Source organism: Amycolatopsis thermalba, assembly GCF_003385215.1.
In the GTDB taxonomy this organism is placed as follows: Bacteria; Actinomycetota; Actinomycetes; order Mycobacteriales; family Pseudonocardiaceae; genus Amycolatopsis_E; species Amycolatopsis_E thermalba.
In genome coordinates this window covers 87,704-100,200 of record NZ_PQHW01000007.1, presented here as the reverse complement: position 1 = coordinate 100,200, position 12,497 = coordinate 87,704, and the positions used below count along the sequence as shown (strand labels likewise).

Below are 12,497 nucleotides of genomic sequence, written 5' to 3'. Positions count from 1 at the left end.
TACCGCGTGGGGACGACGTTTTTCGGCCGTTCGAGCACGACCGGCCTCATCGGACGACCCAGAGTTTGATCGTTCCGTCATCACCGCCGCTGGCGAGTGTGTTGCCGTCGGGACTGAACGCGACGGCGTTCACCGGGCCGGTGTGGCCGGTGAGGACCGCGACGGGTGCGGTCCGTTCGCCGGCGTCGTCGACGGACCACGGATCCCACAGGCAGACGGTGCCGTCGTCGCTCGCGCTGGCCAGGGTCTTGCCGTCGGGACTGTACGCGACGGCGTTCACCGCGCCGGTGTGGCCGACGAACGTGCCCAGGAGATCATCCTCCTCCCTGCCGGCGAACCACCGCTTGATCGTGTGATCGGCGCTGCCACTGACCACACCGACCGGGTCGACCGGGCCGAAGGCGAGGCAGGTGACCCGATCGGTGTGACCGACGTGGGTGACGACGGTGCCGGGCTGACGCAGCGGCCACACGCGCACGGCGTTGTCGGCGCAGCCGGCGGCCAGGAGCGCACCGCTGCCGTTGTAGTCCACCGCGCTGACCGCCGCCGGCTGCTCCTCGGGCGGCAGGTCGCGGGCGTGCTGGTGGGTGACGGTGCTCCACAGGCTGATCGTTCCGTCCTCGTTGCCGCAGGCGATACCGGTGCCATCCGGGTGGAACGTCGTCGCCGTCACGTGCCCGGTGCCGGTCAGCTTGGTCGTGTAGGTGCGGGCGATCGGGTCCCACAGGGTGACCTCGCCGCCGCTGTCGACGCAGACCAGGGTTTTGCCGTCCGGGCTGAACGAAACGGACCGGGCAACGGTGATGTGACCGCTGAGCGGGGCGAGCAACCGGTGTGTGACCGGATCCCAGAGCTTGATGGAGTAGGAGACCCCGGCGGCGAGCAGCGTGCCGTCCGGGCTGAACGCCAGCCCGCGCACGATGTCGTCGGCAGCGAGATCCACCGGAGGGGCACCGCTGTGCGTGGTCGCGGCGGCCGTGCCTTGGCCGCCCTGGTTCGCCGACGGGGAGGAAATCAGTTTGGCCGCCACCGGGACCGCCAGGGTGGCGGCCAGTGCGCTTGCCCCGGCGGTGAGGACGGCACGGCGACTCGGCCGCCAGCCTCGCGCCGGCCCCGGACTGATCTGCGGTTTCCCCGGGTGTCCGGCAGGCTGGTCAGCACCCGTTGCCGAGGCTTCGCGGTTGCGGGCGAAGACGAAGTCGGCGGCACGGTCGCTCACCCGGCTGCCGGGCTCGGGTTTGCCGTCCCGCACCAGGGCTTCCGCAACCCGGTCGAAGATCGGGCCGAGCGTGAGCCCGGGTGGCTGGCCGGGAATCCCGGCCTCGACCACGTCGACCAGGTACTTGGTGAAGTAGGTCTGCGGTCGTGGGTTGCCGGCCGCGGTCTCGAACCAGGCGGTGTTGAATTCGCCGCTGGCCATCATCAGGTAGAAGCCCGGCGAACGCGGCAGGTCCGGAGTTCCGGCGAGGTGGCCGTCCCGGCCCGCGGCGAGGCCGGCGAAGCAGCAGTCCAGGATCGCGATCTTCGTGGTCGCCGTGCTGGCCCGGAAAGCCTGACGGACGGCGTCGAAGGTGAGGCTGGTGGTGGTGCGCAGGACCGGGTCCGGGCTGGAGTCGCCCAGCGCGAGGCAGAGCCGGTCCTCGTTGTCGTACTGGCCGTGGCCGACGTAGTAGAACAACGCGACGTCCACCGCGTCGCGCAACCCGACCACCAGTTCGTGCGGTAGGTCGCCGAGCCTCTCCCGATTGCCGACCACCGAAATCCGGTCCTGGGGCCACGGTCCGCACAACGGACTCGTCAACAGGGCCGTCATCCGGTTCAGGCTGTACTCGGCGGCCGGTACGGGCGGCAGGTGACGGTACTTCCAGGTACCGATCAGCACCGCCCGCGACCGGGAAAACTCCCCATCCAGCGCGTCAGGCATCGCCAAGCAGCTTGTCGACCACGGCTTCCGCGTCTTCGACGTTCTCGGCGGTCACCGTCACGCGGCGATCGCCGGACTCCAGCGTGACGGTCACGTTCGAGCGCCGCGACCGGATGAACTCGGGCAGCGTCTTGATCGTCACCGCGAGCACCCCGCCACCGGCGGCCAGGACCTGCAGCAGGTCCCAGGCCCCCTGTTCGCCGGCACCGGGCCGGCCCGGGACCTGCGTGACCTCCACACCGGGGATCCGGCCCAGGTGCTCGCGCAGCGACCGCAGCTCGGCCGGGTCGGACACCACCACGTCGACGCTGCAGGACGCGTTCTTCCCGCGCATGATCCCCCTCGCCCTGCTCGGACTGACACGCTTCGCACTCGCATCGTCGCAGAAAAGGGTCGCCGAATGGGCGGCGCTGACGAAAAAAGGCCCGCCGCGGCGACACCGCGGCGGGCCCTTCCGGCACGCGTCAGTAGGTCGGCAGGCTCTGGTCGATCTGCCGCGCCCAGGCCAGCACGCCGCCACCGAGGTGGGTGGCGTCCTTGAACCCGGCCCGGTGCAGCGCGGCCAGCGCCTCGGCCGAGCGGGCACCCGACTTGCAGTGCAGCACGATCGGCTTGTCCTGCGGCAGCTCGGCCAGCGCCTCACCGGACAGGATGCGGTCCTTCGGGATCAGCTTGGCGCCCTTGATGTTCACGATCTCGTACTCGTGCGGCTCGCGGACGTCGATCAGCTCGAAGTCCTCGCCCGCGTCGAACTTGGCCTTCAGCTCCGCCGGGGTGATGGTGCTGCCCGACGCCGCCTGCTGCGCCTCGTCCGACACGACACCGCAGAACGCCTCGTAGTCGATCAGCTCGGTGATCTTCGGCGTCTCCGGGTCCTTGCGGATCTTGACCTCGCGGTACTTCATCTCCAGCGCGTCGTAGCTGATCAGGCGGCCGAGCAGCGGCTCACCGATGCCGGTGATCAGCTTGATCGCCTCGGTCACCATGATCGAGCCGATCGAGGCGCACAGCACGCCCAGCACGCCACCCTCGGCGCACGAGGGGACCATGCCCGGCGGCGGCGGCTCGGGGTAGAGGTCGCGGTAGTTCAGGCCCTGCCCGTTCGGCGCGTCCTCCCAGAACACGCTGACCTGGCCCTCGAACCGGAAGATCGAGCCCCACACGTACGGCTTGCCCAGCAGCACGGCGGCGTCGTTGACCAGGTAGCGGGTGGCGAAGTTGTCCGTGCCGTCCAGGATCAGGTCGTACCCGCGGAAGACGTCCAGCGCGTTCGCCGTGGTCAGCTGCTCGGTGTGCAGGATGACGTCGACGAACGGGTTGATCTCGGCGATCGACTCCTTGGCCGACACGGCCTTGGGCTTGCCGATGTCGGACTGGCCGTGGATGACCTGGCGCTGCAGGTTCGACTCGTCGACCACGTCGAAGTCGATCACGCCGAGGGTGCCGACACCCGCGGCGGCCAGGTACAGCAGCGCCGGGCTGCCGAGGCCGCCCGCACCGATGACCAGGACCTTCGCGTTCTTCAGCCGCTTCTGCCCGTCCATCCCGACATCCGGGATGATCAGGTGCCGACTGTAGCGGGCCACCTCTTCTTTGGTGAGTTCGGCCGCCGGCTCCACGAGCGGCGGCAGCGTGCCTGCCATCGGTCCTCCAAGTTCGCGCGGCTGTCGTTGTCGCTCCCCAAGTATCCACAACACGGAGCGCGACCGGACTCTTCCCGCCGTCCCAGGATGTGGACCGGGTCAGCCGGCGGGAGCGCTGTCGCCGAACTGGAGCACCGGCCAGGCGTTGGGCACGCACGTCTTGCCGTCGGCCGGCACGGCCTTCGAGTTGTACTGGTCGACCGCGTTCAGCTGGGCCACGTAGTTGTTGGACACCCCGAAGGTCTGCTGCATCATCACGGGCGCCAGCGCGCCGTTCTCCTGGCAGCCCACGTGCGATTTGCCCAGCGCGTGCCCGACCTCGTGGTTGATCGCGTACTGGCGGTACAGCCCGAGGTCGGTGAACGCCATCGCCCCGCGCACCCAGCGGGCGAGGTTGATCACCACGCGGTGGTCGAACGCCCGCGAGTAGCAGGAGGTCGGGAACGGGATGCTGAACCCGCACACGTCCGGCCGCTTGGCGGTGTCCGGAGTGGTGAGGCTCACGCGGAAGTCGATGTCCGGGTAGTCCGCGCCGACCCGCTGCAGCTTGACCTTGCCGGTGCCGATCCAGCTGCGCACGTCCGACAACGTCCGCTCGACGGCGCTGGCGAAGGCGTCGTCCCCGGCGTAGCTGGCCGGGTCGATGCCGTTTTCGACCTCGATCGTGTAGTGGTACAGCTTCCCGCCGCTGCCGGCCTCCTTGCCGCTCACGCCGTCGTTGGGCACCGGCACGACGTGGTAGGCCATCGAGCCGCCCGGCGTGAAATCACCGCCGGTCGGCAGCTCGGCGGTGGGGATGTTGAGGTCGCGTGGCGCGGCCGGTTGTTCGGACAGCACGCTGTCCCCGCCCTGCCCGGCACCTCCGTCCACGGCCTGCGACGCGGAGTTCGTCTGCGGCGGGGCCGGCTCGGTGGCGGTGTTGAACACCACCAGGACGGTGATCACCACGAGGACCGGCAGCGCGTACGCGCGCCAGCCGTAGGCGCCGACGAGACGCCGCATCCGGCCCTTGCGGCGGCGCGCCTCGCGGGCTTCCTCCGGGTCCTGCTCGAGCTGCGCCTGCGGCGGCTTCCACGACGCGGTCAGCGGCTCGGCCTGCACGCGGCGCGCACGCGGGCGGTAGCGGTCCTCACTCAGGCGGACCGACGACCGGCCCGACGGTGGCGCGTACTGCGCTCGCCGTCCTTCGCCACGCTCGCCGTTACTCGCCCGATTCACGGGTCCCAGATTGCCACATGCGCAGAGTTACGCAACGCGCGACCAAGCCGTCACGCTGCGAACTCGAATTAGCTCGAATGGGCTACCACGAACCGGCGGCGACTTCCTCCCACATACCCAGAACAGCCTTCGCTACGACGATCGGGCGTTCCATCTGCGCCACGTGACCGGTCCTCGGCAGCACGAGCAGGCGCCCGCGCGGGAGCAGCTTCGCGGTCCGCGCCGCCCGGCGGACGGAGATCACCTTGTCCTCGGTGCCCCACACCACGAGCGTGGGAACCGTCACGTTCGGCACCACCCGCCACAGCGACGCCGCGCCCCGCGCGAACCAGGTCCGGAAGATCCCGAACGTGCTCCGGGACATCGCGAGGTTCGCCCAGGCCAGCTCGGCGCGGGCGCTGTGCTCCTCGACCAGCTCGGCCATGCGGTGCTCGGGGAAGGAGTCCGGATCGGCGAAGCACAGCTTGATCACCATCTTGGCGCGTTCCTGCGCGGTGTAGGCGGCGAGCCTGCGCCGGGCGCGGCGGCCGATGAACGGCAGGTAGGCCAGCGCCATCAGCGGATCGGACAGCCGCCGCGGGTCGGGCCGCCGGTCCGGCATCGCGGGCGAGATCAGCGTCAGCGTCTTGACCAGGTCCGGGTGGCGCGCCGCGACGAGCAGGGACACCGCCCCGCCCATCGAGTTGCCGACCAGGTGCACGGGGCCGACGCCGAGGCCCGTGATGAACTTGGCGACCACCTCGGCGTGCGCGTCGAGGCTGAAGTCGAACGCGCGTTCCGGCTCGGAGAACCCGAAGCCGGGCAGGTCGATCGCGACACCCCCGGCCGTCGGCGCGAGCAGCGCGGCCAGATCCGTCCAGTTCGTCGACGACCCGCCGAGCCCGTGCACGTAGAGGACGGTCTCGTCCTGGGCGCCGGGCGTGCGGCGGACGTGCAGGGAGACGCCGCCCACCTGCTCGGTTTCGCCGGGCCACGGCGGGAGTTTCGGGTCCAGTTCGGGTAACTCACGAGTGGACAGCGGAACGTGCGTGACGGGCACCCGGGGCGCCCCGGAATCCGGGGTCGGCCGGGAACTCGGGACGGTGTCGGTCATCAATCCAGGATGCCTACCGACCCGTCCCTTGGCGACTCGGCGATACCGGCGAGTAATCTCGAACGGGTTCTTTGGGAGGAAAGCATGACGGAGACTGCGGCGGCGCAACAGCGGGGAGTCCGGCTACCCCGGACCGAGCGGCGCGCTCAGCTTCTGGCCGCGGCGCAGCGGGTCTTCTCGGCCAACGGGTACCACGCGGCGGCCATGGACGAGATCGCCGAACAGGCCGGTGTCAGCAAGCCCGTGCTGTACCAGCACTTCCCCGGCAAGCTCGACCTCTACACCGCGCTGCTGGAGAACCACGTCGACGAGCTGGTCGCACGCGTGAACGAGGCGCTGGCCTCGACCACCGACAACAAGCTCCGCGTGCGGGCCGCGGTCGGCGCGTTCTTCGACTTCGTCGCCAGCGAGACCGGCGCCTTCCGGATGATCTTCGAATCCGACCTGCGGGGCGAGCCCGTCGTGCAGGAGGCCGTGGACCGCGCCACCACCGAGTGCGTGAACGCGATCACGGACACCATCACGGCCGACGCCGGCCTGGACGAGGGCCGGGCACGCCTGCTGGCGGTCGGCCTGGTCGGGCTGAGCCAGGTCAGCGCCCGCTTCTGGCTGGCCCACCACAGCACGATGAGCCGCGAGGAGGCGGTGTCGCTGACCGCGACGCTCGCCTGGCGCGGCATCGGCGGCGGCTTCCCGCTCCAGCACGCGCCAGGCGAGTCCGGCTAGTTCCGCAGCAGGCGGCTCAGCCGCTTCGCGACCTCGCGGGTTCGCTCGTAGGTCAGCTCGTGGCCCGCGCCGGGGAACAGCACGAACTCCGCGTCCGGCAGCTCCTCGGCGATCACCCGCGCGTGGTGCACCGGCGTGATCCGGTCCCGGTCCCCGACCATCACCACCGTCGGCGTGCCGCGCAGGGTCGCCAGCGCCTTGCGCCGGTCGTGGTCGGACATCGAGTCCCGGAACCCGCCCACGCTGCGCGGGTGCGCCCGCAGGAACTGCTCCGTCATCGCGCGCACGTCCGCGCGGCGGACCTTCTTCCCGAACGCCAGCCACTTCACCGACGGCCGCGCCAGCGGCGCCGGGATCGGCACGTGCTCGGCGCCCCACCGGTTCAGCAGCCGCCCGAACGTCTTGTCCACGCGCGCCGCCACCCGTCCGGCCCGCCCGTTCAGCCCGAGCGTGAGCCGGTCCATGTCGCAGCACGACGTGGCGATCAACGCGACCCCGTCGACCCGCGACTCCACCAGCTCCGGGTGCCGCTCGGCCAGCGCCATCACGGTCATCCCGCCCATCGAGTGCCCGGCCAGCACCAGCCTGCCCGCCGGCGCCAGCTCGGCGATCAGCTCCGCGAGGTCGTCGGCCAGCTGCGCGACGGTCGCCGTGCCGGGCTTGGCCGGCTCGGACCAGCCGTGGCCGCGGTGGTCGTAGCGCAGCACCCGCACCCCCGTCGGCAGCAGCGGCAGGACCGGGTCCCACTCCAGGTGGTCCTGCGTCCACGCGTGCACCAGGACCAGGGTGACGGTGGCGTCACGCGGGCCGGACGCGTCGACGTGGAGGACGGTGCCGTCGCTGGTGGTGAAGCGACGGTCCGTCCCCCTTCGACGGACCGTCGCCGTCATCGGGCCCCCAGCAGGAAGGACTTGCGCCACCAGTACGTGCCCGGCTGGCCGACCAGCCCGGCCTCGTCCAGGAACGCCATGATGCGTTCGCCGGACCAGCGCAGCGTCTCGTGCCAGTTCGGGTTGCTCATCGCGGTCTCCCACGCCTCGCGCGGGTTGAGGCCGACCGCCTTGTAGACGCGCGGGTTGATCAGGCTGCGGGTGATCGCGAAGCTGACGACGGCGATCAGCCAGCGCTGGTAGAGCAGCTCGGCCTTGGACAGCTTCGCCATGCCGCGGGTGACCTCCTCACGGGCGAAGGTCACGTGCCGCGCCTCTTCGAGCACGTGGATGCGGTTGACCATGCGCACCAGCGGCTGGATGTTCTCGTCGGCCATGCTCTCCCGCTGGATGCGGTCGAGGATCTCCTCGGCGACCAGGATCGAGCCGTAGAGCGCGGGCCCGTAGCCGATGAACTGCAGCAGCTTGCCCAGCCGGTGCACGATCTTGACCGGCCCGTAGGCCGGTGCGCCGACCCGCTCGACCGAGCGCGCGAACATCGTCGAGTGGCGGCACTCGTCGGCGATCTCGGCGAGCGCGTACTGCACGTGACGCGTGGTGGGGTCGGAGTTGTAGACCTCCTTGAGCAGCAGCTGCATCAGCAGCACCTCGAAGAAGATGCCGTTGCTGGCGACGCTGGCCAGCTCGTGCCTGCCCAGCTCGAGCCGCTGCTCCTCGCTGAGCCGGTCCCACAGGTGCGTGCCGTAGAGCGAGCTGCGGTGCTCCAGCTGGAACGGTTTGCCCTCGTCCAGTGGGGCGTCCCAGTCGATGTCGACCTCGGGGTCGTAGAACTTGTTCGCCGAGGACTTCAGCAACCGCTCCGCGGTCTTCTCCCGGCCGTGGTCATCCAGCGTTCGCGTCATCGCGTGCTCCCCACTGATTGTGTAACCCGTGGTAACAGTTACCTCTGGTAGCATGGGGCGCGTGACGGATCGTGTCAAGCGCAGCGGCAAGCACCCCTCGGCCGGCGAGCCGGCGACCGGCGACGCGCGCCGCGACCGCTGGCGCAAGCACCGGGTGGAGCGGCGGGCCGAGTTCGTCGAGGCGGCCCTGAAGGCGCTGGACGAGCGCGGGCCGGACCTGGCGATGGACGACGTCGCCGTCGCGGCCGGGGTCACCAAGCCGGTGCTGTACCGGCACTTCGCGGACAAGGCCGACCTGTACGACGCGCTCGGCCAGCGGGGCACCGAGCTGCTGTTCTCGCGCCTGGTGCCGGCGATCAACGCCGAGCTGGCGCCGGTGCCGCGGATCCGCATGGCGCTGGACGCGTTCTTCACCGTCATCGAGGAGCACCCGAACCTGTACCGGCTGCTGGCGCGTGGCTCTTTCGCGGGCAAGCAGGCCGACGCCGACGTGGTGGCCGAGGACAAGGAACTGATCGCCACCGCGCTGACCGCCCTGCTCGGCGACTACATGCGGATGTTCAACATGGACTCCGGCGCCGCCGAGCCGTGGGCCTACGGGATCGTCGGAATGGTCCAGAACACCGGTGAGTGGTGGCTGGAGCGCCGGTCGATGAGCCGGGACAGCGTCGTGGAGTACCTGACGCAGATCATCTGGGCCGCCATCGACGGGCTGGCCCGCCAGCACGGGGTCACGATCGACCCGAACAAGCCGCTGGAGGAGAACAAGATCGTCCAGCTCGGACGGGTGCGCCCGAAGGAGGAAACGGATGTCGGCTGACGACGAAGACGGCTACACCGGTCCCGCGACGGTGGTGGTGGACGGCACCGAGGTGCCCGTCGAGGTGGCGCTGAGGGGCCACTTCCAGCCGATCGACGGCTACTACCGCTGGTACGGCCGCATCGCGCCGAACGCCCGGCTGGACGAGCTGTGCGGTGGCCGCAAGAAGAAGGGCGAGATCCGCACCCCGGACGGCTCCGCGGCGGGCGAGTTGTCGGACCCGGACCCGTGGGGCCGCTACCGCATCCTCGGGACGAGCACCCCGCCGTTCACGGTGCCCAGGACACTGGCCGAACTGGCCGAATAACCGCGTCACCCGTGAAACGCAGAAAGGGGCGCCCACCAGCCGGTGGGCGCCCCTTCTTCGCGTCTGCTTGTCAGGAACCGACCGCGAACCCGACCCGGCGCACGTCCGTGGGCGCGATCTCCACGTAGGCGATCCGGTCCGACGGGACCAGGAACTTGCGCCCCTTGTCGTCGGTGAGGCTGAACAGGCCGTCCGCGGTCTTCAGCGCGTCGGCGACCAGCTTCTCGACCTCCTCGGCGGACTGGCCACTGGACACCACCAGCTCACGCGGGGTGTCCTTGATGCCGATCTTGACCTCCACCTGCTACCTCCGACTGGGTTCTGCCACGTACTCCACTGCCCAGGCTAGCCCAGCCCGAGCACCTGCATCCGTTTGGTGTGCCCCTGCTGCAACCGCCGGAACAGCCCGGCGATTCCCGACAGGTCGCCCGACCCGGACACGATCAGCTCCGCCAGCGGGTCCCGCTCGGCCACCACGTACTGCGCCTGGGTGAGCGCCTCGCCGAGCAGCCGCCGCCCCCACAGCGCCAGCTTGTCCCGCGTCTTCGGGTCGGCCTCGATCCCGGCCGCGACCTCCCGCTCGGCGAAGGCCGAGTGCCCGGTGTCGGCGAGCACGGTGACCACCAGGTCCTTGGTCTCCGGGTCCAGCCAGCTGCCGACCTCGCGGTAGAGGTCCGCCGCCAGCCCGTCCCCCACATAGGCCTTGACCAGCGATTCCAGCCACGACCGGGGCGCGGTGGACGCGTGCCAGGCGTCGAAGCGGGCCACGAACGGCGCCATCGCGTCCTCGACGCGCCTGCCGTGGTCGGCGAGGAACTTCGCCAGCATCTCGTAGTGCCCGATCTCGGCGGCCGCCATCGCCGACAGCGCGGCGCGCCCGGACAGGGTGGGCGCCTTCCGCGCGTCCTCCGCCATCCGGTCGAACGCGGACAACTCGCCGTACGCGATGACCCCGAGCAGGTCGACGACGCCTTCGCTGATCTCTCGTGTCACGGCCGTGAGCGTACCGCCGCGCCGGAGAGACGAATCTAACGTGGACACACCGGGCCGAAATGCCGAGGCCGGGGCCGCACCCGTTACAATTGGACGGGAAAGCTACCGCATCAGCTCAGATGCGCCCCACCCGAGGCACACCCGCCTCGACTCGCCGGAGGACGAGCACACCCGGGCGCAGGGCGAGCGGCAGGTAATGCGCGTGCACGCCGTCCAGGCATTCCCGGTGGACCTTCCCGCCGGTTGAGTGCCCAATCTCGACCAGGCCGTGCGCGCTGGTAGAGAGAGGCGATCACACTGACCGCGACGAATCCGGAAAACACGACCGACCCGGTGGCCCTCGAGCACAGCGAGACCGGGGTTCCCGACACCGACACCTCCCACCCGCTGCAGGCCGACCACGTCGAGCCCGCCACGCCCACCTTCGCCGAGCTGGGCGTCCGCCCCGAGATCGTGCGCGCGCTCGCCGAGGCCGGCATCGAGCACACCTTCGCCATCCAGGCCCTGACGCTGCCGCTCGCGCTGGCCGGCGACGACCTGATCGGCCAGGCCCGCACCGGCATGGGCAAGACGCTGGGCTTCGGCGTCCCGCTGCTGCAGCGCGTGGTCTCCCCCGGCGACGGCACCCCGCAGGCGCTCGTGGTCGTCCCGACGCGTGAGCTGTGCCTGCAGGTCACCCGCGACATCACCGACGCCGCCAAGCACCTGGACGTGCGCACGCTCGCCATCTACGGCGGCCGCCCCTACGAGCAGCAGATCAGCGCGCTGCGCAAGGGCGTCGACGTGGTCGTCGGCACCCCGGGCCGCCTGCTCGACCTCGCCGAGCAGAAGGCGCTGGTCCTGGGCAAGGTCCGCGCGCTGGTGCTGGACGAGGCCGACGAGATGCTCGACCTGGGCTTCCTCCCGGACATCGAGCGCATCCTGACCATGGTGCCCGACGAGCGGCAGACCATGCTGTTCTCGGCCACGATGCCGGACCCGATCATCAAGCTGGCCCGCACCTTCCTCAACCGCCCGACGCACGTGCGGGCCGAGGAGAACGACTCCAGCGCGGTGCACGAGCGCACCACCCAGTTCGCCTACCGCGCGCACTCGCTGGACAAGCCGGAGCTGATCGCCCGCGTGCTCCAGGCCAAGGACCGCGGCCTGACGATGATCTTCACCCGCACCAAGCGCACCGCCCAGAAGGTGGCCGACGACCTCGCCGAGCGCGGGTTCGCCGCCGCCGCGGTGCACGGTGACCTGGGCCAGGGCGCCCGCGAGCAGGCGCTGCGCGCGTTCCGCTCGGGCAAGGTCGACGTGCTGGTCGCCACCGACGTCGCGGCCCGCGGCATCGACGTCACCGACGTGACGCACGTGATCAACTACCAGACGCCCGAGGACGAGAGCACCTACGTGCACCGCATCGGCCGCACCGGCCGCGCGGGCAAGACCGGTGTCGCGATCACGCTGGTCGACTGGGACGACATGCACCGCTGGCAGGCCATCAACGACGCGCTCAAGCTCGACATGGCCGAGCCGGTCGAGACGTACTCGACGTCGAAGCACCTGTTCAGCAACCTGGACATCCCGGAGGACGCCACCGGGCGGCTGCCGCTGTCCAAGCGCACCCGCGCCGGGCTGGCCGCCGAGCCGGAGGAGCAGATGGGCGGCCGCCGGGGCAGCGGCGGTGCGACCACCCGCAGCCGCCGCCGCACGCGTGGCGCGGCGAAGCCCGCCGAGGGCGAGGCGGCCGAGGCCACCGGCGAGTCGTCGGGTGAGGAGCGCCGTCCGCGCCGCCGCACGCGCGGTGGCAAGGCGGTCGGCGAGGCCTCCGGCCCGTCCGAGAAGGGCCCGGCCGAGCGAGAGGCCGGCGAGTCCGCGGAGCGACCCGCCCGTCGTCGCCGCCGTCGCCGTTCGGGCTCGGCCAGCGCGTCGGCGAACACGTCTGATACACCGGGTTCGGCAGACTGAGGCCGACCGGCGCCGCGGGGGCGCCGGC

General features: G+C 70.9%; 13 protein-coding genes. 4 read left to right on the top strand and 9 right to left on the bottom strand.

Annotated features, from left to right (window positions below):
• Window positions 1-46: 46 nt before the first annotated feature.
• From D0D15_RS05260 to D0D15_RS05240, 5 genes are all read right to left on the bottom strand, one after another.
• On the bottom strand, window positions 47-1,924 hold the full coding sequence (locus tag D0D15_RS05260) for a caspase, EACC1-associated type (protein WP_094006826.1): 1,878 nt from the start codon (window positions 1,922-1,924) through the stop codon (window positions 47-49).
• Window positions 1,917-2,258: an effector-associated constant component EACC1 gene (locus D0D15_RS05255; protein WP_094006827.1), complete on the bottom strand. Its 342-nt coding sequence runs from the start codon at window positions 2,256-2,258 to the stop codon at window positions 1,917-1,919. The genes D0D15_RS05260 and D0D15_RS05255 overlap by 8 nt, the downstream gene beginning before the upstream one ends.
• Before the next feature lie 130 nt (window positions 2,259-2,388).
• Complete coding sequence (gene moeZ / locus D0D15_RS05250; protein WP_094006828.1) at window positions 2,389-3,567, bottom strand: adenylyltransferase/sulfurtransferase MoeZ; 1,179 nt, start codon at window positions 3,565-3,567, stop codon at window positions 2,389-2,391.
• A 99-nt stretch (window positions 3,568-3,666) separates the two neighbouring features.
• The gene (locus tag D0D15_RS05245) at window positions 3,667-4,785 is read right to left on the bottom strand and encodes a DUF3152 domain-containing protein (protein WP_167481456.1); all 1,119 of its coding nucleotides are present in this window, start codon (window positions 4,783-4,785) and stop codon (window positions 3,667-3,669) included.
• Between the two features lie 82 nt (window positions 4,786-4,867).
• Window positions 4,868-5,878, bottom strand: a complete 1,011-nt coding sequence (locus tag D0D15_RS05240; RefSeq protein WP_094006829.1) for an alpha/beta fold hydrolase — start codon at window positions 5,876-5,878, stop codon at window positions 4,868-4,870.
• Window positions 5,879-5,962: 84 nt separating this feature from the next.
• Here D0D15_RS05240 and D0D15_RS05235 point away from each other — a divergent pair, with 84 nt between their 5' ends.
• Window positions 5,963-6,604, top strand: coding sequence for a TetR/AcrR family transcriptional regulator (locus D0D15_RS05235; protein WP_094006830.1), 642 nt, complete (start codon window positions 5,963-5,965; stop codon window positions 6,602-6,604).
• On the opposite strand, the gene D0D15_RS05230 is transcribed toward D0D15_RS05235, so the two are convergent.
• Both D0D15_RS05230 and D0D15_RS05225 read right to left on the bottom strand, forming a co-directional pair.
• Window positions 6,601-7,494 (bottom strand): alpha/beta fold hydrolase, encoded by an 894-nt coding sequence (locus D0D15_RS05230; protein ID WP_094006831.1) that lies wholly within the window; start codon window positions 7,492-7,494, stop codon window positions 6,601-6,603. The two genes, D0D15_RS05235 and D0D15_RS05230, sit on opposite strands and share 4 nt — an antisense overlap.
• The gene (locus D0D15_RS05225) at window positions 7,491-8,396 is read right to left on the bottom strand and encodes an AurF N-oxygenase family protein (RefSeq protein WP_094006832.1); all 906 of its coding nucleotides are present in this window, start codon (window positions 8,394-8,396) and stop codon (window positions 7,491-7,493) included. Before D0D15_RS05225 ends, D0D15_RS05230 begins: the two co-directional genes overlap by 4 nt.
• A 52-nt stretch (window positions 8,397-8,448) precedes the next feature.
• Here D0D15_RS05225 and D0D15_RS05220 point away from each other — a divergent pair, with 52 nt between their 5' ends.
• Window positions 8,449-9,216 (top strand): TetR/AcrR family transcriptional regulator, encoded by a 768-nt coding sequence (locus D0D15_RS05220; protein WP_094006833.1) that lies wholly within the window; start codon window positions 8,449-8,451, stop codon window positions 9,214-9,216.
• Window positions 9,206-9,523, top strand: a complete 318-nt coding sequence (locus D0D15_RS05215) for a DUF4873 domain-containing protein (RefSeq protein ID WP_094006834.1) — start codon at window positions 9,206-9,208, stop codon at window positions 9,521-9,523. The genes D0D15_RS05220 and D0D15_RS05215 overlap by 11 nt, the downstream gene beginning before the upstream one ends.
• Window positions 9,524-9,593: 70 nt before the next feature.
• Here the strand turns inward: D0D15_RS05215 and D0D15_RS05210 are convergent, their stop codons facing one another.
• Both D0D15_RS05210 and D0D15_RS05205 read right to left on the bottom strand, forming a co-directional pair.
• Window positions 9,594-9,824 carry a DUF3107 domain-containing protein gene (locus D0D15_RS05210; protein ID WP_094006835.1) on the bottom strand — a complete coding sequence of 77 codons (231 nt, stop codon included), beginning with the start codon at window positions 9,822-9,824 and terminating at the stop codon, window positions 9,594-9,596.
• A gap of 44 nt (window positions 9,825-9,868) precedes the next feature.
• Window positions 9,869-10,516 carry a ferritin-like fold-containing protein gene (locus tag D0D15_RS05205; RefSeq protein ID WP_094006836.1) on the bottom strand — a complete coding sequence of 216 codons (648 nt, stop codon included), beginning with the start codon at window positions 10,514-10,516 and terminating at the stop codon, window positions 9,869-9,871.
• Window positions 10,517-10,849: 333 nt separating this feature from the next.
• On the opposite strand from D0D15_RS05205, the gene D0D15_RS05200 reads away from it, so the two are divergent.
• The gene (locus tag D0D15_RS05200; protein WP_094006837.1) at window positions 10,850-12,469 is read left to right on the top strand and encodes a DEAD/DEAH box helicase; all 1,620 of its coding nucleotides are present in this window, start codon (window positions 10,850-10,852) and stop codon (window positions 12,467-12,469) included.
• The last annotated feature ends 28 nt before the right edge of the window (window positions 12,470-12,497 follow it).